This is a genomic window from Caulobacter sp. GW821-FHT12F03, from assembly GCF_058806855.1.
In genome coordinates this window covers 95721-112197 of record NZ_JBXAQC010000001.1, presented here as the reverse complement: position 1 = coordinate 112197, position 16477 = coordinate 95721, and the positions used below count along the sequence as shown (strand labels likewise).

The 16477-nt window shown below is 69.7% G+C and carries 19 protein-coding genes; 14 read left to right on the top strand and 5 right to left on the bottom strand.

The window, feature by feature from the left end; translation table 11 throughout:
* The first annotated feature begins 30 nt into the window (after positions 1–30).
* On the top strand, positions 31–594 hold the full coding sequence (locus AC1RN0_RS00545) for a lysophospholipid acyltransferase family protein (protein WP_492785472.1): 564 nt from the start codon (positions 31–33) through the stop codon (positions 592–594).
* A 149-nt stretch (positions 595–743) separates the two neighbouring features.
* On the opposite strand, the gene kdsA is transcribed toward AC1RN0_RS00545, so the two are convergent.
* Entirely contained in the window at positions 744–1598 is an 855-nt protein-coding gene (kdsA, locus tag AC1RN0_RS00540; protein ID WP_492785471.1) for a 3-deoxy-8-phosphooctulonate synthase, read from the bottom strand.
* A 105-nt stretch (positions 1599–1703) separates the two neighbouring features.
* Here kdsA and AC1RN0_RS00535 point away from each other — a divergent pair, with 105 nt between their 5' ends.
* On the top strand, positions 1704–2123 hold the full coding sequence (locus tag AC1RN0_RS00535; RefSeq protein ID WP_492785470.1) for a (deoxy)nucleoside triphosphate pyrophosphohydrolase: 420 nt from the start codon (positions 1704–1706) through the stop codon (positions 2121–2123).
* The gene (locus AC1RN0_RS00530; protein WP_492785469.1) at positions 2039–2284 is read left to right on the top strand and encodes a Flp family type IVb pilin; all 246 of its coding nucleotides are present in this window, start codon (positions 2039–2041) and stop codon (positions 2282–2284) included. The genes AC1RN0_RS00535 and AC1RN0_RS00530 overlap by 85 nt, the downstream gene beginning before the upstream one ends.
* 100 nt (positions 2285–2384) lie before the next feature.
* Here AC1RN0_RS00530 and AC1RN0_RS00525 read toward each other — a convergent pair whose 3' ends face one another.
* The gene (locus AC1RN0_RS00525; RefSeq protein ID WP_492785468.1) at positions 2385–3290 is read right to left on the bottom strand and encodes a methyltransferase domain-containing protein; all 906 of its coding nucleotides are present in this window, start codon (positions 3288–3290) and stop codon (positions 2385–2387) included.
* Here AC1RN0_RS00525 and AC1RN0_RS00520 point away from each other — a divergent pair.
* The 5 genes from AC1RN0_RS00520 to AC1RN0_RS00500 are packed head-to-tail and all read left to right on the top strand — an operon-like array spanning position 3289 to position 6221.
* Positions 3289–4071, top strand: a complete 783-nt coding sequence (locus AC1RN0_RS00520) for a ComF family protein (protein ID WP_492785467.1) — start codon at positions 3289–3291, stop codon at positions 4069–4071. The genes AC1RN0_RS00525 and AC1RN0_RS00520 overlap by 2 nt on opposite strands.
* 29 nt (positions 4072–4100) lie before the next feature.
* A complete protein-coding gene (gene grxC / locus AC1RN0_RS00515; protein ID WP_492785466.1) occupies positions 4101–4358 on the top strand; it encodes a glutaredoxin 3 in 258 nt (85 codons plus the stop codon).
* On the top strand, positions 4355–5176 hold the full coding sequence (locus tag AC1RN0_RS00510; protein WP_492785465.1) for a carbon-nitrogen hydrolase family protein: 822 nt from the start codon (positions 4355–4357) through the stop codon (positions 5174–5176). The genes grxC and AC1RN0_RS00510 overlap by 4 nt, the downstream gene beginning before the upstream one ends.
* On the top strand, positions 5173–5607 hold the full coding sequence (locus tag AC1RN0_RS00505; protein WP_492785464.1) for a DUF1178 family protein: 435 nt from the start codon (positions 5173–5175) through the stop codon (positions 5605–5607). The genes AC1RN0_RS00510 and AC1RN0_RS00505 overlap by 4 nt, the downstream gene beginning before the upstream one ends.
* Positions 5608–5624: 17 nt before the next feature.
* Positions 5625–6221 (top strand): SMI1/KNR4 family protein, encoded by a 597-nt coding sequence (locus AC1RN0_RS00500; protein ID WP_492785463.1) that lies wholly within the window; start codon positions 5625–5627, stop codon positions 6219–6221.
* A 115-nt stretch (positions 6222–6336) separates the two neighbouring features.
* Here AC1RN0_RS00500 and AC1RN0_RS00495 read toward each other — a convergent pair whose 3' ends face one another.
* Together AC1RN0_RS00495 and ubiG are read right to left on the bottom strand one after the other, a co-directional pair.
* Positions 6337–6855, bottom strand: coding sequence for a GNAT family N-acetyltransferase (locus AC1RN0_RS00495; protein ID WP_492785462.1), 519 nt, complete (start codon positions 6853–6855; stop codon positions 6337–6339).
* Positions 6852–7613 (bottom strand): bifunctional 2-polyprenyl-6-hydroxyphenol methylase/3-demethylubiquinol 3-O-methyltransferase UbiG, encoded by a 762-nt coding sequence (ubiG, locus tag AC1RN0_RS00490; protein ID WP_492785461.1) that lies wholly within the window; start codon positions 7611–7613, stop codon positions 6852–6854. The genes AC1RN0_RS00495 and ubiG overlap by 4 nt, the downstream gene beginning before the upstream one ends.
* A 174-nt stretch (positions 7614–7787) precedes the next feature.
* Between ubiG and AC1RN0_RS00485 the strand changes: the two genes are divergently transcribed.
* The 6 genes from AC1RN0_RS00485 to AC1RN0_RS00460 all read left to right on the top strand — a co-directional run bounded on the left by AC1RN0_RS00485 (position 7788) and on the right by AC1RN0_RS00460 (position 15272).
* Positions 7788–9035, top strand: coding sequence for an aspartate kinase (locus AC1RN0_RS00485; protein WP_492785460.1), 1248 nt, complete (start codon positions 7788–7790; stop codon positions 9033–9035).
* A 175-nt stretch (positions 9036–9210) separates the two neighbouring features.
* Positions 9211–11475, top strand: coding sequence for a phosphoenolpyruvate--protein phosphotransferase (gene ptsP, locus AC1RN0_RS00480; protein WP_492785459.1), 2265 nt, complete (start codon positions 9211–9213; stop codon positions 11473–11475).
* A gap of 193 nt (positions 11476–11668) precedes the next feature.
* Complete coding sequence (locus AC1RN0_RS00475) at positions 11669–12622, top strand: helix-turn-helix domain-containing protein (protein ID WP_492785458.1); 954 nt, start codon at positions 11669–11671, stop codon at positions 12620–12622.
* Between the two features lie 57 nt (positions 12623–12679).
* Positions 12680–13822, top strand: coding sequence for a flavodoxin-dependent (E)-4-hydroxy-3-methylbut-2-enyl-diphosphate synthase (gene ispG, locus AC1RN0_RS00470; RefSeq protein ID WP_492785457.1), 1143 nt, complete (start codon positions 12680–12682; stop codon positions 13820–13822).
* Positions 13823–13954: 132 nt separating this feature from the next.
* Complete coding sequence (locus AC1RN0_RS00465; RefSeq protein WP_492785456.1) at positions 13955–14416, top strand: hypothetical protein; 462 nt, start codon at positions 13955–13957, stop codon at positions 14414–14416.
* A gap of 382 nt (positions 14417–14798) precedes the next feature.
* On the top strand, positions 14799–15272 hold the full coding sequence (locus tag AC1RN0_RS00460; RefSeq protein ID WP_492785455.1) for a hypothetical protein: 474 nt from the start codon (positions 14799–14801) through the stop codon (positions 15270–15272).
* Here the strand turns inward: AC1RN0_RS00460 and AC1RN0_RS00455 are convergent.
* Positions 15269–16342 (bottom strand): Zn-dependent alcohol dehydrogenase, encoded by a 1074-nt coding sequence (locus AC1RN0_RS00455; RefSeq protein ID WP_492785454.1) that lies wholly within the window; start codon positions 16340–16342, stop codon positions 15269–15271. The two genes, AC1RN0_RS00460 and AC1RN0_RS00455, sit on opposite strands and share 4 nt — an antisense overlap.
* Between the last annotated feature and the right edge of the window lie 135 nt (positions 16343–16477).

Genomic DNA, 16477 nt, shown 5'->3' with positions numbered 1-16477 from the left:
TCGATCCGATCCTGGGGAGGACGTCACACTATGGGCTGGCTTGCGCGGACAGTGCGATGGGCGCTGTCGACCTGGTTTCAATGGCGGGGCTGGAAGGTCGAGGGCACGGCGCCGATCCCGCGCAGGTTCGTCATCATCGCCGCGCCGCACACCAGCAACTGGGACTTCGTCTGGTTCATCGGCGGGGCCGACGCGCTGAACCTCAAGCTCAGCTTCATCGGCAAGGCGGCGCTGTTCCGCTGGCCGTTCGCGAAGATGATGAAGGACCTGGGCGGCATCCCGGTCGACCGGGCGCAGTCGAAGGACATGGTCGGGGCGATGGTCGCCGAGTTCGCCAGACGTGACGAGTTCATGCTGACGATCGCGCCCGAGGGCACGCGCGGCAAGGCGCGCCAGTGGAAGACCGGCTTCTACCACATCGCCATGGGCGCCGGCGTGCCGATGGTCTGCGGGATGATGGACTACAGGCGCAAGGTGGTCAGTCTGGGCGAAGCGATCCTGCCGACCGGCGACTACGAGGCCGACATGGTCCGGCTGAAGGCGATCTACAGTTCCTGCTCGCCTAAGCATCCGCAGCAGGCGACGGCGCTTTAAACTCCCGCTCATCCCGGCGAAGGCCGGGACCCAGGCTTTTTCAGAGCTTCGGCTCACGGTTCAGGCAAGGCCAGCGGCTGCTTGGACGGTGCGCCGCTGTTTCAAAAACACCTGGGTCCCGGCCTTCGCCGGGATGAGCGGGTAATGTGCTACCGCACCGCGGCGTGCACGGCCTTCAGCGTCGCCAGCAGCTGCGCCGCGCCGTCCAGCGGCAGGCAGCTGAGCGGATCGCACAGGGCCTTGTCCGGGTCCGGATGGAATTCGAGGAACACGCCGTCGGCGCCGGCCGCCACGGCCGATTTGGCGATCACCGACACGCCGTCGCGGCGGCCGCCGGTCGAGGCGCCGCCGGTGCGCGGGTCGGCGCCGGGCAGCTGCACCGCGTGGGTCGCGTCGATGGTCACCGGCGCGCCCAGCTTCTTCATCTCGCCGATGCCCAGCATGTCGACGATCAGGTTGTTGTAGCCGAACGAGTTGCCGCGCTCGCAGAGGATGGTCATGTCCAGCCCGCCGCCGGTCGCTTCCTTGACCTTGTCGAGGATGTTCCTGCAGTCCCAAGGGGCGAGGAACTGGCCCTTCTTGACGTGCAGCAAGCCGCCGGCGGCCTTCGTGGCGCGGGCGGCGGCGACCACCAGGTCGGTCTGGCGGCAGAGGAAGGCGGGGATCTGCACCAGGTCGGCCACGGCGGCGACCGGCTCGCACTCCTCGACCGTGTGGATGTCGGTGGCGATCGGCACATCGACCTTCGCCTTGACCTCGGCGAGGATCGCCAGGCCCTTCTCCAGCCCCGGCCCGCGATAGCTCTTGAGCGAGGAGCGGTTGGCCTTGTCGTAGCTGGCCTTGAACACATAGGGCAGGCCGAGGTCGGCGCAGATGGCCTTCAGCGTCCGGGCCGTGTTGAGCGCCAGGTCGAGGTCCTCGATGACGTTGATCCCGGCGATGACGACCAGCGGCTGGTCGTCGCCGATCGAGAGGTTCCAGCGGTCGAGGGTCAGCGTGGCCATCGCGGGGCTCCTGTCATGTGGTGGGGGTTCCATAGCAGAGGATCACGCCCTGTCGCCTGTCTGATCGGCTGGCGTGGCGCCAGTGTGGCTGGTAGGGCGATGGAGATGACCCAAGACGCCCCCGCCAAATCCATCCTGCTGGTCGCCGCCGCGGCCCTGATCGACGTCGACGGCCGGGTGCTGATCTGCCGCCGGCCGCAGGGCAAGCAGCTGGCCGGGCTGTGGGAGTTTCCGGGCGGCAAGGTCGAGGCCGGCGAGACGCCGGAGGCCTGTCTGATCCGTGAGCTGAAGGAAGAGCTGGGCATCAACGTGACCGAGGCCTGCCTGGCCCCGTTCGTTTTCGCGTCCCACGGTTACGATTCGTTTCACCTGCTGATGCCACTGTACCTGTGCAGGCGCTGGGACGGGTTTGTCACCGCGCTGGAGCATGAGGCGCTGGCGTGGGTGAAGCCCGACAAGCTGACCGACTATCCGATGCCGCCGGCCGACGCGCCGCTGGTCGCGTTCCTGCGCGATCTCATCTGAGCCGGTTCTGGCGCGACGAGTCCGGCGCCACCGCCATCGAATACGGCCTGATCGCCTCGCTGGTGTTCCTGGTCATCGTCACCTCGGTGACGGTTTTCGGCGGCAAGACCACCGCCAAGATGCAGTACGTCAGCGACGCCATCGCGGCGGCGATCAACTGATCCCGCCGTCACAAATCAGGGGACAGGATACTCATTTCCTACGCAGACCGATCCGCCCGCGCATCGGAAATGAGTATCCTGTCCCCTGATTTGCCGCGAACTATCGCGGCGCTTTCCGCTCCACCGTGCCCAGCGCATCCGCCAGCCGCATCTTCGCCGAGCCGGGCTTGAGCGGCTTCTGCTGGCTTTCGTGCGGGGCCCAGCCGGTCAGGGTGAGGATCTCGAACGTCGCCGTGACCTTTCCGTCCGGCCCGCTGAAGCGCTGGCCGTAGAGCTCCAGCGCCCGCAGCAGCACGCGGCGGGTCAGTGGCCGGCGCGGCCGCTCCCGCAGCACATTGGTCTCGCCCATGGCCCGCAGGTCGCGCAGCAGGGCCAGCGGATGGGCGTAGCGCACGGTGACGCTGTCGACGTCGGCCACCGGCAGGGCGAACCCCGCCCGCTGCAGCAGGGCGGCCGCGTCGAAGGCGTCGGCGAACGGCGAGACGCGCAGGCCGGCGCCGCCGCTGATCTCCGCCTCCGCCTCCAGCAGGCACTGGCGCAGCTCGGTCAGGGTCGCCCCGCCGAGCATCGCGCCGATGAACAGTCCGTCGGGCTTCAGCGAGCGGCGGATCTGGATCAGCGAACCGACGAGGTCGTTGGTCCAGTGCAGCGCCAGGGTAGAGACGGCCAGGTCGAGGCTCCCGGGCGCGAAGGCCGACAGCTCCTCGTCCATCACCAGTCGCAGGCCGGGGCGATCCCGCAGCATGGCCTCCGACAGGTCGGTCTCGATCAGCAGGTCGATCTTGGCCGCCGCATCGCTGGTCGCCAGCGCCGCGCGGAAGGCCCCGTGCCGGGCGCCCAGGTCGACGGCCAGCGGAAAGCGACGCATGATCACCTCCAGCCGCGCCACCGCGTCCTGCGCCGCCCGCTGCTTGAGGAAGTCGGCGGCGCCATAGCCGGGCGCGGCGCGTTCCAGGCGGCGCCGATGCAGGGCGCGGTCGAACAGGATGGGAGGGCTGGCGGTCATGCGCGCGGAAGATGGCCTGTCGCGGCCGCTTTTGAAACCGGGACCTCGCATCGTCGGCGCGGGACGGGCGCTGCTCGACCTCCTGCTGCCGCCGCTGGACGCCGCCGGCGTCCCGGCCCTGACCGGCGGCCTGCCCGCCGACCACTGGAGCCGCATCGCCTTTCTCGAGGACCCGGTGTGCGACGGCTGCGGCGCGCCCTGGGAGTACGACCCCGGCCCTGGCATCCGTTGCCCGGCCTGCACGGCCCGGCCGCGCGCCTTCGACCGGGCGCGGGCGGCCTGCCTGTACGACGAGCACAGCCGCGACCTGGTCCTCAAGCTCAAGCACGCCGACCGGACGGACCTCGCGCCGGTTCTGGCCCGCTGGCTGCTGCGGTCGGCCCGACCGCTGCTGGCGACGGCCGAGGTCATCGTGCCCGTGCCGCTCCATCGCTGGCGGCTGCTGTCGCGGCGCTACAACCAGGTGGCCGAGATGGCCCGGCCGCTAGGGGCGCTGGCGGGCGTGCCGGTGGCCCCGGACGCCCTCGCCCGCATCCGGCGCACCGAAAGCCAGGGCGGCAAGTCGGCCGGCGGACGACGGCGCAACGTCGCCGGCGCCTTCGCCGTGCCGCCCGGCCGGCGGGACCGCATCGCCGGGCGGCGCGTTCTGCTGGTCGACGACGTCCTGACCACCGGCGCCACCGCCCACGCCTGCGCGCGGGCGCTCAAGGCGGCCGGCGCGGCGGCCGTCGACCTCGCCGTCATCGCCAAGGTGCGCGCCGGCGCGGACACCACTATATGAACCCCGAACCCTGTGAGCGTTGAGAGACCATGGCCCACGTCACCATCTACACCCGCCCCTTCTGCGGCTACTGCGCCCGCGCCCTGAGCCTGCTCGGCGAAAAGGGCGCGGACTACACCGAAATCGAGGCCGGCATGGACCCGGCCCTGCGCAACGAGATGATCAGCAAGTCCGGCGGCCGCGCCACCTTCCCGCAGATCTTCATCGGCGATGCGCACATCGGCGGCTGCGACGACATGCTGGCCCTCGACCGGGACGGCAAGCTGGACGCCCTGCTGGCCGCATGACCCTGCGCGTCGGCCTGATCCAGACCCGCACGCCGGCCGGCCACGCGGCCGCGCTGGCGCACGTCCTCCCGCTGGTGCGCGAGGCGGCGGGCCAGGGCGCGACCTTCATCCTGACGCCGGAGGGGACCAACATCCTCGACCGGAACCGGGACAGGCTGCTGCCGCAGCTGACGCTGCTGGCCGACGACCCGGTGGTGAACGGCCTGCGGGCGCTGGCCGCCGAGCTCGGCGTGTGGATCGACGTCGGCTCGGCGCTGGTGAAGCGCGAGGACGGCAAGGCCGCCAACCGCCAGGTTCTGATCGATCCGAAGGGCGGGATCACCGCGACCTACGACAAGCTGCACATGTTCGACGTCGACCTGCCGACCGGCGAGACGGCGCGGGAATCGGCGACCTACGAGCCCGGCGACCGGGCGGTGACGGCCGACATCGACGGTGCGCGGCTGGGCCTGACCATCTGCTACGACATGCGCTTTCCGGCCGTGTACCGGGCCCTGGCCCTGGCCGGGGCGACGGTGATGACCGTACCCGCCGCCTTCACCCGTCCGACCGGCGAAGCTCACTGGGAGGTGCTGCTGCGCGCCAGGGCGATCGAGACCGGCAGTTTCGTGCTGGCCGCGGCCCAGGGCGGCTTCCACGAGGACGGCCGCGGCACCTGGGGCCACTCGACCGTGGTCGCCCCCTGGGGCGAGGTGATCGGCCGGCTGGACCACGATGAGCCCGGCGTGCTGATCGCCGATCTGGACCTGTCGCTGGCCGACAAGGCCCGCGGCGCGATCCCCGCCCTCGCCAACGCCCGCGCGTTTACCGGACCATGATCAAGTACGCCCTGACCTGCGAGCACGACCACGCGTTCGAGGGCTGGTTCGGCGCCTCGGCGGACTTCGACGACCAGGCCGCGCGCGGCCTGCTGGAATGCCCGGTCTGCGCCAGCAAGGCCGTGCGCAAGCAGATCATGGCCCCGGCCGTGGCCGGCACCAAGGCGCAGAAGAGCGGCGCCGACCTGCCGCCCCAGGCCCGCCAGATGATGATGGAGGCGCTCGGCAAGGTGCGCGCCCATGTCGAGGAGAACTTCGACTACGTCGGGGATGCGTTCGCCCGCGAGGCCCGCGCCATCCATGAGGGCAAGAGCGAGGAGCGCGGCATCTATGGCGAGGCCACGCCCACCGAGGTCAAGGCGCTGGTCGAGGACGGCGTGCCCGTCGCCGCCCTGCCGCCGGCCCCACCGAAAAAGTCGGAAGTGAATTAAATGCGGCGACGTACCCGATGAGCGAGATGATGCTGGTGTTCGAGCAGGTCGACGCCCTGACGGCCCAGCTGCGCCGGCTGAACCGTCCCGCCGTCGACATGCTGCAGCCGGGCATCGCCCCCTATGACGTCGAGGACGCCGTGGCCGTGGCCGGCCGCGCGCCGGAGGACCTGGTCGCCATGTATGGCCGCCACGACGGCGTCGACCTGCCGGTCGGCCGCACGCTCGGCGACGGCCATGTGATCCCCGGCCACTACTGGATGCCGATCGCCGAGGCGGCCGACCACTACAGGGGTTTCGCCGGTCTCGCCGACCTCTGGCCCGCCAGCTGGTTTCCGATCCTCGCCGACGGCGGCGGCGGCTACCTGGCGGTGATCTGCGACACGGAGTCCGACGACTACGGCTGCGTGGTCGAGTTCCTGCCCGGCGAGGACGAGCACGAGATCGTCTTCGACAGCGTCTCGATGATGCTGGCCACGGCGGCCCGCTGTTTCGAACAGGGCGCCTACCGGCTCAAGGGCGGCTTCCTCGACGAGGACTACGACCTGTCGGCCCAGATCGCCGACCAGCTGAACAGCGCGCGGCGGATGGTGTCGGCGACGGACTATCGGTGAAGCGGCGTGCGTGGTTCGAGACGCTCGGCTGATGCCTCGCTCCTCACCATGACGGGCATTTTTGTTCGTCATCCTGAGGAGCGGACCCTCAGGTCCGCGTCTCGAAGGACGCACCCTACCCCGCCCGATCCAGCCGCCACCGCCAGATCGGGCCGTCGTCCGGATCGACCAGCGCCTGGATGAACCGCAGGCCCAGCCGGCGGAGGATGGTCGTCGAGGCGCTTTCCTCGGGCAGGGTGTGGGCCAGGATATGGTCGACGCGCGGGTCAGCCAGGGCGTGGTCGACCATGCCGCGGGCCGCCTCGGTCGCCAGGCCGCGCAGGCGGTAGCCGGGCGCGATCTCGTAGCCGATCTCGACCTGGCCATGCTCGGGCGCGCCCTTGAAGCCGCCGAGGCCGATCAGGGTGTTGTCAGCCTCGTGGATGATGAAGTGCATCCACCACCGGGCCAGCTCGGGATCGTCGGCCAGCCGGTCGCGGGTGCGGGCGATGGCGTCCATGGCGTCCGCCCCGGCCCAGTCGGCGGCGATGGCCACGCCGAGGCCCTGGGCCAGCACATCCTCGCCCAGCCCGACCGCCAGCAGGTCGCCGTACAGCGCCGGGACCAGCCTGAGACGGGCCGTGCGGATGGTCATTTCGCCGGACGGGTCACGGTCATCATGTAGTTGACCTCGGCGTCCGACGAGCGGACCCACTTGCCCAGCAACGGGTTGTAGGAGACCCCGAACGGCCCGGCGATGTCGAACGGATGACCTTCGAGGAACGAACGCAGCTCGGCCGGCGTCAGGAACTGCTTCCAGTCATGCGTGCCCGCCGGCACCCAGCGCAGCACGTACTCGGCGCCGATCTTGGCCAGGGCCAGGGCCTTCAGCGTCCGGTTCAGGGTGGCGACGATCATGATGCCGCCCGGCGCCAGCAGCTTCGCCGTCGTGCGCAGGAACTCGCCCGGATCGGCCACATGCTCGATCACCTCCATGTTGAGGATCACGTCGAACGGCCCGGCCTTCTCGGCCAGCAGCTGTTCGGCCGTCGAGGCGCGGTAGGCGATGTCGAGGCCCTGCTCGGCCGCATGGGTCGAGGCCGTGCCGATGTTGCGCTCCGAGGCGTCGACGCCGGTGACCGCAAAGCCCAGCCGGCTCATCGGCTCGCTGAGCAGCCCGCCGCCGCAGCCGATGTCGAGCAGCTTCAGCCCTTCGAACGGCCGGCGCAGGCAGCCGTCCCGGCCGAACCGCGCAAGCGCCTGCTCGCGGATGAAGCCCAGCCGGATCGGGTTGAACTTGTGCAGCGGCGCGAACTTGCCGTGCGGATCCCACCATTCGGCGGCGATGCGGGAAAAGCGTTCGACGTCTGCCGGATCGACGCTGCTGCGGAGTTCTGCGGAGGCTGTGGCCATGACCTCTATCTAGTGCGCCGGGAGCTGGCCGTCGACGGGATGCGTGTCGGCGCAATCTGGCGCATTGCGGCGCCGCGAAAGCCTCGCTAGAAGGCGACCTCTTGCGCGGGTGCGGGGTTCGTAACGCCGCTTCGGCAAGAAAAAACCGCCAAACGAGGGGGCGAGCGGCCTGACGTGTCACGGCTGGTGATGAAATTCGGCGGCACTTCGGTGGCCGACCTGGAACGGATCCGTCGCGTTGGCCGGCTGGTGGCCGCTGAGGTCGCGACCGGCAAGCAGGTCGCCGTGGTGGTCTCGGCCATGGCCGGCAAAACCAACGAGCTGGTCGCCTGGACCGACGGCGCCGGCGCGGCCGCGCAAGGCCTGCCCGCCAGCGACGACGAATACGACATGGTGGTCGCCAGCGGCGAACAGGTGACCGCCGGCCTGCTGGCCATGACCCTGCGCAACATGGGCCTCAATGCCCGCTCCTGGCTGGGCTGGCAGATCCCGATCCTGACCGACGACGCCCACGGCCGGGCCCGCATCGACGAGATTCCGCCGGAAAAGCTGGCCGCCGCGATGGACGCGGGCGAGATCGCCGTGATCGCCGGCTTCCAGGGCGTGACCCGCGACGGCCGCATCGCGACCCTCGGCCGGGGCGGCTCGGACACCAGCGCCGTGGCCATCGCCGCGGCCCTGGGCGGCGCGTGCGACATCTACACCGACGTGGACGGCGTCTACACGACCGATCCGCGGATTGAGAGCAAGGCCCGCAAGCTGGCGCGCATCTCCTACGAGGAGATGCTCGAGATGGCGTCGCTGGGGGCCAAGGTATTGCAGACCCGGTCTGTCGAACTGGCCATGTCGCAGCACGTTCCGCTGCGCGTGTTGTCCAGCTTCGTCGAGCCGGGCGAAGCGCCCGGACAGGGCACCATCGTCTGCGACGAGGAGGAGATCGTGGAAAAGCGCATCGTGAGCGGCGTGGCCTACAGCCGCGACGAGGCCAAGATCAGCCTGTTCGGCCTGCCGGACACGCCCGGCGTGTCCTCGAAGATCTTCGGCCGGCTGGCCGACGCCAACGTCAACGTCGACATGATCGTCCAGAGCCACGCCCGCAGCGAGGGCGCGGCCAACATGGAGTTCACCGTCGGCAAGCGTGACGCCGCCCGGGCCGTCGAGATTCTCAACGCCGGCCGGGCCGAGATCGGCTTCGAGGATGTCCAGCTCAACGAGGACGTGGCCAAGGTCTCGGTCATCGGCGTCGGCATGCGCAGCCATGCCGGCGTGGCCAAGACGATGTTCACCGCCCTGGCCGAAAAGGGCGTCAACATCCAGGTGATCTCGACCAGCGAGATCAAGATCAGTGTGCTGATCGACGAGGCCTACACCGAACTGGCCGTGCGCGCCCTGCACGCGGCCTACGGACTCGACCAGCTCTAGCCCCGTCGGCGCGGTCCGGCGCCTTCGATCAGCCTGATTTCGCGGCAATTTACCCGGCGCTCATCGATCATCCGCTGAATGTGGATGGTTGACGGCTTTTGCACGGTCGGGGTCACTGTTCCGCTGCGGAAATCTGCTATAGGCGCCGCTCAGGACGGGAGAACACATAGGCCCCATGGTCGCGTCGAGCTTCGCCATTCGTGGTCCGCGCAGTCTGCTTCGGCAGATCCGCGAAGCCATGGCCGGCGACGCGCCCGCCCAGGTCAAGCTCGACATGGTCGTGCGGATCATCGCCGCGTCGATGGTCGCCGAGGTCTGCTCGATCTATCTGCGTCGCGCCGGCGGCGAGCTGGAACTGTTCGCCACCGAGGGCCTGTCGAGCGACGCCGTCCACGTCACCCGGCTGAAGTCGGGCGAGGGCCTGGTCGGCGAGATCGTCCGCCTGGGTCGCCCCCTGAACCTCAGCGACGCGCCCAACCATCCAGCCTTCGCCTATCGTCCGGAAACGGGCGAAGACCCCTATCACTCGTTCCTCGGCGTGCCGCTGCTGCGCGGCGGCCGGCCGATCGGCGTGCTCGTCGTGCAGAACCGCACCGAGCGCACCTACGGCGAGGAAGAGGTCGAGGACCTGCAGATCATCGCCATGGTGCTGGCCGAGATGGTCGGCGCGGGCGAGCTGCTGAGCAACGAGGCGCTCAAGGACGTCGAGATCGCGCCCCACAAGCCCGAGCGGCTCAAGGGTGCGAAGTTCGCTGACGGCCTGGCCTACGGCACCGTGGTGCTGCACGACCATCCGGTGGCGCCCGAACAGCTGCTGTCCGACGACGCGGCGGCCGAGGAACTGCGCCTGTCGGCGGCGATCGCCGCCCTGCAGACCCAGATCGACGGCATGCTCGAGGGCCACCACGGCCTGGTCGGCGCGCCCTACGAGGTGCTCGAGACCTACCGCATGTTCGCCCACGACCGGGGCTGGAACCGGTCGCTGCAGGAGGCCGTCCGGTCGGGCCTGACCGCCGAGGCGGCCGTGGAGCGCGTGCGCAGCGAGCATCGGGCCCGGCTGGGCCAGGCGCGCGACCCCTATCTGCGCGAGCGGCTGCACGACCTCGAGGACCTGAACGACCGCCTGCTGCGCCACCTGACCGGCGACGGCATCGTCTCGCGCGAGCTGCCCGACGACGCCATCCTGGTGGCGCGCAATCTCGGGCCCGCCGACCTGCTGGAATACGACCGCACGCGGCTCAAGGGCCTGCTGCTGGAAGAGGGCTCGACCGCCAGCCACGCCGCCATCGTCGCCCGCGCCCTGGACATCCCCTGCGTCGGCCGTCTGGCCGGCCTGCGCGACAAGGTCTCCCAGGGCGACGCGGTGATCGTCGACGCCGAGACCGGCGAGGCCTTCCTGCGGCCCCGTCCGGACGTGGTGAAGGCGCTCAACAGCCGCCTCGAGGTCCGCGCCCAGCGCAGGGCCCAGTTCGCCCGGCTGCGCGACACCCCGGCCTTCACCAAGGACGGCTCGAAGGTCACCCTGCTGATGAACGCGGGCCTGGCCGTCGACCTCGACATTCTCGGCGAGACCGGGGCCGAGGGCATCGGCCTGTTCCGCACCGAGTTCCAGTTCATGGTCGCCGAGGACATGCCGCGCCTCGACGCCCAGCGGGCGCTCTACGAGAAGGTGCTGGACGCCGCCAACGGCATGCCGGTGACCTTCCGCACCCTGGACCTCGGGGGCGACAAGCTGCTGCCCTACATGGAGCTGGAGCGCGAGGAGAACCCGGCCCTCGGCTGGCGCGCGGTGCGCATGGGCCTCGACCGCCCCGCCCTGCTGCGGCTGCAGCTGCGGGCGCTGATCTGGGCCGCCCACGGCCGGCCGCTGCGGATCATGTTCCCGCTGGTGGCCAGCGTCGACGAGTTCCGCGCCGCCCGGGCCTTCGTCGACGCCGAACTGGCCTGGGCGCAGCGCCGCGGCCGGGCCGCGCCCTCGCGGCTGGACGTCGGGGCGATGATCGAGGCGCCGTCGCTGCTGTGGCACCTGGACGCCCTGCTGCCGATGACCGACTTCGTCTCCGTCGGCACCAACGACCTGATGCAGTACCTGTTCGCCGCCGACCGCGGGAACCCGCGCGTGGCCGACCGCTACGACCCGCTGTCGCCCCCGGCGCTGCGGGCGCTGAAGCAGATCGGCGACGCCTGTGCCGAAACGGGAACGCCGGTCTCCGTCTGTGGCGAAATGGCCGGCCGGCCGCTGGAAGCCTTCGCCCTGGTGGCGCTCGGCTTCGATCGCCTGTCGATGCCGCCGGCCGGCATCGGGCCGGTCAAGCAGATGGTGCTTTCCCTTGACCGGGAAGCCGCTCGCCGGGGAGTCGAGACCCTGATCCGGGGCACCTCGGGTTCGGTGCGCAACGAGATCGAGACACTGGCCCGGAAATTGTACGTCGCCGTCTGACGGTTAACCACCAGCGACGGATTAGCACATTGAATTCCGGACGTTATTTTGATACCCAGAACGCTGCGTTAACAGTTCCCGTCGTAAGGGAACAACGGTGCGCCGCGCTCTCGCGTGGCGCGGGTATGTGGGGGCGTCGGTAGCCATGCCGCTCGATTCTGGCGGGGTTACGCAACTGTTTCGTTCGGGGGATATGGATCCGGCTGACCACTATGGTCCGACCGAGGAGCCTTCACTGTACTACGGACCCGACATCGGCGCGGCGCTGAAGGCGGCGCGCGAGTTCCGCGGCCTGTCGCTGCAGGACGTCTCCGACGCCACCCGCATCCGTCGCACCTATCTGGCCGCCGTCGAGGACATGCGGCTCGAGGAACTGCCCTCGCGGCCGTTCACCCTGGGCTACATCAAGGCCTACGCCAAACATCTCGACCTCGACCCCGAAGAGGCGGTGAACCGCTTCAAGGAGTCCTCGCCCGATCCCGACGAGCCGCTGCGCGCGCCGGTCGGCGTCCGCCGCGAGCGTGATCCCCGCATGGGCATGATCATCGCCGGCGGCGTTCTGATCGTCGCGGCCATCGTGCTGTGGAACATCGCCCAGCGCGCCATCAGCGAAGACGCCCCGCCGCCGCCGACAGCGCCCGAGAGCGTGGCCAGCGCCGCGCCGGCGGGTCCGTCCGGCACCGTGCCGCTCGGCGCGCCGCTGCCGGCGCCGGTCGAGGCCTCGACGCCCGAAGTCTACAAGACGCCCGGCCTTGAAGCCGCGGCCGCCGCCGACGGCTCGGCCGACGCCGCCGCCGCCGCCCAGAAGCTCCGCAAGGACGCCGAAGTCGCCGCCGCGGCCAACGCCGGCCCCGCCGTCTCGCCGGGCACGCCGTTCGTGCCCCGGGGCGCGATCCTGGGCGCCGACGCCAGCGCCTCGACGGTCACCTTCCAGGCCCGCAGGGCCACCACCCTGATCGTCCGCGGCGCGGATGGCTCGGTCTATTTCGCCCGCTCCCTGTCGCCGGGCGAAGCCTACCGGGCGCCGAACAACAAGGGCGTGTCGGTGGAGGTCGGCGATCCGGCGGCCATGGACGTCTATGTCGCCGGCAAGCTGCGCGGCGCCATGACCGGCACGACCGCCACGATCTCTTCCCTCATCGGGTGACGAAGATTTCGTGACGGGCTTGGGAAACGCGGCGCGCGGGCTTACCTTGGGCGTCTCATGAGCCACGACGATCACACGCACGTCCGCCCCTGGCGCCACATCGAGCGTCGCAAGTCCCGCCAGATCCATGTCGGGTCCGTGCCGGTGGGCGGCGATGCGCCGATCACCGTCCAGTCGATGACCAATACGCTGACCGCGGATGCGGCGGCGACCATCGACCAGGTCCGCCAGCTCGAGGAGGCCGGCGCCGACATCGTCCGCGTGTCCTGCCCCGACGTGGAGTCCACCGCGGCCCTGTCGACGATCGTCAAGGCGTCGAAGGTCCCGATCGTCGCCGACATCCACTTCCACTACAAACGCGGCATCGAGGCGGCCAAGGCGGGCGCGGCCTGCCTGCGCATCAATCCGGGCAACATCGGCAGCCCCGACCGGGTCCGTGACGTGATCCAGGCCGCGCGCGACCACGGCTGCTCGATGCGCATCGGCGTCAACGCCGGCTCGCTCGAGCGCGACCTGCTGGAGAAGTACGGCGAGCCCTGCCCCGACGCGATGGTCGAGAGCGCGCTCAGCCACGCCCGCATCCTGCAGGATCACGATTTCCACGAGTTCAAGATCAGCGTGAAGGCCTCGGACATCTTCATGACCGTGGCCGCCTACCAGCAGCTGGCCGACGCCATCGACTGCCCGCTGCACCTGGGCATCACCGAGGCCGGCGCCCTGCGCACCGGCACGGTCAAGTCGGCCATCGGCATGGGCAACCTGCTGTGGGCCGGCATCGGCGACACCATCCGGGTCAGCCTGGCCGCCGATCCGGTCGAGGAGATCAAGGTCGGCTTCGATCTGCTGAAATCCCTCGGCCTGCGCCATCGCGGCGTGAACATCATCGCCTGCCCGTCCTGCGCGCGTCAGGGCTTCAACGTGATCAAGACGGTCGAGGCGCTGGAGGCGCGGCTGGCGCACATCTCAACGCCGCTGTCGCTGTCGATCATCGGCTGCGTGGTCAACGGCCCCGGCGAGGCGCTGATGACCGACCTCGGCTTCACCGGCGGCGGCAAGGGCTCGGGCATGATCTACATGGCCGGCAAACCGGACCACAAAATGGACAACGACCGGATGGTCGACCACATTGTGGAGCTGGTCGAGGCCCGGGCCGCGCAGATCGACGCCGAGGCCGCGGCGGACCTGCAGGCCGCCGAATAACACTGCGCGACCGTTGGTCGCGGTCGAATTACCCCAAATCGGGTAGGAACGCCCTTTGCATATCAAGGGCTTGGCTTCAGAACTCGTTATCGCGGTTACCCGACGGTCACCGAAGACAAGCGAGGAACGTACATGCCAACCCGGACAGACAAGCGCCGCGACCGCCTGGCCCTTCGCGCCGCCACCAGCTTCATGCTGCACTCCGTCGACCTGATGTCGCGGGTGGTCGGGGGCGACATCCTGCGCGGGGTCATCTTCACGGCGATCGTCGACGCCAACGTCCGCCACATCCGCCCTGGCGACGTCATCGGCCAGTCCTACTCCGAGGCGTCCGACAATGTGCCGGATGAACTGCGCCGCCCGATCAGCGTCCACGCCCTGGCCCTTGAGCTGGACATTCCCTACGAAACGACGCGACGCCATGTGAACGCCCTCATCGCCGGGGGCTACTGCGTGCGCACGGAGACGGGAATCATCGTTCCGGCGGCGGTCATCGCCCGGGACCAGATGTCGATGGCCCTGCGCCGCAACTTCGAGAACCTGCGCCGCCTGGTCGCCGACCTGCGCGAGGGCGGAGTCGAGTTCGCGACCTAGGCCGGCAAACGCCTCCCGGCCTCGGAGGAGACCAGGAGGCGCCCGTAGGCGGCCCTATCGGGGGGGGGCAGGCGGCCGCCGACTCCGGATGGCGCCCCGTCGCGCGGGATCGCCCTATCTCTGGGCATCCAGGCCAGACGACGCACGATCGCTTGCCTTCAGCCCCGGTTGCTCCATGTTTTCGACCATGACGGTCGTCTCGCCAGTGCAGCTCGGGGAAAATCTGCTTGCCGGAAGCCCGCGCCGGCGTGGCGTCCGGTCGACGCCGGATGCCCCCGCGGCCCAGGCGCCATCGCCTCAAGCGTCCCCCTCGACCTGCCCGTTGCCGAGGATAGAATCCCGAGCGACCGAGATGAGGAAATAATTACCCAAAATGGGGACAGTGCAATCCACATTTGTTCCGGGCGAGACAGCGGCGGCGACGGCCGAGCTGGACAGGGCCGGCGTCGCCTCGGTCGATGACGTCGCCATCGCCGCGCGGCTGGCGGGGGAGTTCTTCGTGCGGGGCGTCGAAATCGTCGCGCGCGCGCACGGCGGCGACCTGCTGCGCGGCATCATCTTCACCGCCATCGCGGTGGCCAACAGTGAATCGGCGCCTGTCACCGGCGGGGGCGAACGCCGTCCGGTCAGCGTGATGGCGATCGCCCATTCGATCGGCGTGCCTTACGAAACCACCCGTCGGTACGTGAACCTGCTGGTCGGCGAAGGGCTTTGCGTGCGGGACGGACGGCGCGGCGTGCTGATCGCCGAACACGCCTTCGAGACCCCGGAAATGGTCGCCGCCTACCGCGAGACGTTCGCCAGCGTGAACCGGCTGGCGAACGCCCTGAAGCGGATCAACTACGCGCCGTCCTAGTCGAAGACGATGACCGAGCGGGCCAGTTCGCCCCGCTTGAGCTCTTCGAACGCCTGGTTGACGTCTTCCAGCTTGATCCGCTGACCGATCATCTCGTCCAGCTTCAGCTTGCCCGACATGTAGAAGTCGACCAGGCGGGGCATGTCGACCGGGAAGCGGTTGGAGCCCATCAGCGAGCCCTGGATGCGCTTCTCGCCGAGGAAGTCGGCGCCGTGCAGTTCGATCATCGTGCCGACCGGGATCATGCCGATGACGTTGGCCGTGCCGCCGCGGGCCAGCATCTTGAAGGCCTGCTCGGTGGTCTTCTTCAGGCCGATGGCCTCGAAGCTGTGCTGCACGCCGCCCTTGGTCAGCTCGATCACGGCCTTGACCGGATCTTCCTGGCTGGCGTCGATCAGGTCCGTGGCGCCGAAGGCCTTGGCCAGGGCGAGCTTGGACGGATGCATGTCGATGGCGATGATGCGGCCGGCGCCGGCGATGGCCGCGCCGTTGACCGCCGCCAGGCCCACGCCGCCGCAGCCGATGACCGCGACGGTCTCGCCCGCGCGTACGCTGGAGGTCTGCACCACCGCGCCGACGCCGGTCGTCACCGAGCAGCCGATCAGCGCGGCCCGGTCGAAGGGCATGTCCTTGCGGATCGCGACGCAGGCGTGCTCGTGGATCAGCATCTGCTCGGCGAAGGACGACAGGTTCAGGAACTGGTTCAGGCCGTTGCCGAGGCGCGGCTCGTCATCCTTGGCGCGGCGCACGTCGCCGCTGACGCAGCGGGCCATGTGGCCGGTCACGCAGTGATTGCAGTGCCCGCAGAAGGCCGACAGGCAGGTGATGACGTGGTCGCCCGGCTTGACCGTGCGCACTTCGCTGCCGACCGCCTCGACGATGCCGGCGCTCTCGTGGCCCAGCACGGCGGGGAGCGGGTGGGGATAGGACCCTTCGACGAAATGCAGGTCGGAGTGACAGACGCCGGCGGCCTTGGTGCGGATCAGCACCTCGTGCGGGCCCGGCTTGTTGATCGTCACGTTTTCGATCTGAAGCGGCTTGCCCACTTCGCGCAGCACGGCTGCCTTCATCGACGTCTCTCCCCTTGAACTGGTTGGCCTGACGTTATCGCCGTTCACCCTGTGAGCGAAAGGCCTGCCGCGCCCGAAGAGGGCAAGAATCTCGACGGACCGGGCCGCTTGGGATACCGATGTTTCGAGACAACC

What these genes read in the sequence shown, in the direction of transcription:
- ubiG (WP_492785461.1), bottom strand. Translation starts at nt 7,613, where the DNA reads ATGGCCACAGCCTCCGCAGAACTCCGCAGCAGCGTCGATCCGGCAGAC.
- AC1RN0_RS00520 (WP_492785467.1), top strand. Translation starts at nt 3,289, where the DNA reads ATGCGCGCGGAAGATGGCCTGTCGCGGCCGCTTTTGAAACCGGGACCT.
- AC1RN0_RS00535 (WP_492785470.1), top strand. Translation starts at nt 1,704, where the DNA reads ATGACCCAAGACGCCCCCGCCAAATCCATCCTGCTGGTCGCCGCCGCG.
- AC1RN0_RS00500 (WP_492785463.1), top strand. Translation starts at nt 5,625, where the DNA reads ATGAGCGAGATGATGCTGGTGTTCGAGCAGGTCGACGCCCTGACGGCC.
- AC1RN0_RS00455 (WP_492785454.1), bottom strand. Translation starts at nt 16,342, where the DNA reads ATGAAGGCAGCCGTGCTGCGCGAAGTGGGCAAGCCGCTTCAGATCGAA.
- ptsP (WP_492785459.1), top strand. Translation starts at nt 9,211, where the DNA reads ATGGTCGCGTCGAGCTTCGCCATTCGTGGTCCGCGCAGTCTGCTTCGG.
- AC1RN0_RS00510 (WP_492785465.1), top strand. Translation starts at nt 4,355, where the DNA reads ATGACCCTGCGCGTCGGCCTGATCCAGACCCGCACGCCGGCCGGCCAC.
- AC1RN0_RS00495 (WP_492785462.1), bottom strand. Translation starts at nt 6,855, where the DNA reads ATGACCATCCGCACGGCCCGTCTCAGGCTGGTCCCGGCGCTGTACGGC.
- AC1RN0_RS00505 (WP_492785464.1), top strand. Translation starts at nt 5,173, where the DNA reads ATGATCAAGTACGCCCTGACCTGCGAGCACGACCACGCGTTCGAGGGC.
- AC1RN0_RS00545 (WP_492785472.1), top strand. Translation starts at nt 31, where the DNA reads ATGGGCTGGCTTGCGCGGACAGTGCGATGGGCGCTGTCGACCTGGTTT.
- ispG (WP_492785457.1), top strand. Translation starts at nt 12,680, where the DNA reads ATGAGCCACGACGATCACACGCACGTCCGCCCCTGGCGCCACATCGAG.
- AC1RN0_RS00465 (WP_492785456.1), top strand. Translation starts at nt 13,955, where the DNA reads ATGCCAACCCGGACAGACAAGCGCCGCGACCGCCTGGCCCTTCGCGCC.
- kdsA (WP_492785471.1), bottom strand. Translation starts at nt 1,598, where the DNA reads ATGGCCACGCTGACCCTCGACCGCTGGAACCTCTCGATCGGCGACGAC.
- AC1RN0_RS00525 (WP_492785468.1), bottom strand. Translation starts at nt 3,290, where the DNA reads ATGACCGCCAGCCCTCCCATCCTGTTCGACCGCGCCCTGCATCGGCGC.
- grxC (WP_492785466.1), top strand. Translation starts at nt 4,101, where the DNA reads ATGGCCCACGTCACCATCTACACCCGCCCCTTCTGCGGCTACTGCGCC.
- AC1RN0_RS00475 (WP_492785458.1), top strand. Translation starts at nt 11,669, where the DNA reads ATGGATCCGGCTGACCACTATGGTCCGACCGAGGAGCCTTCACTGTAC.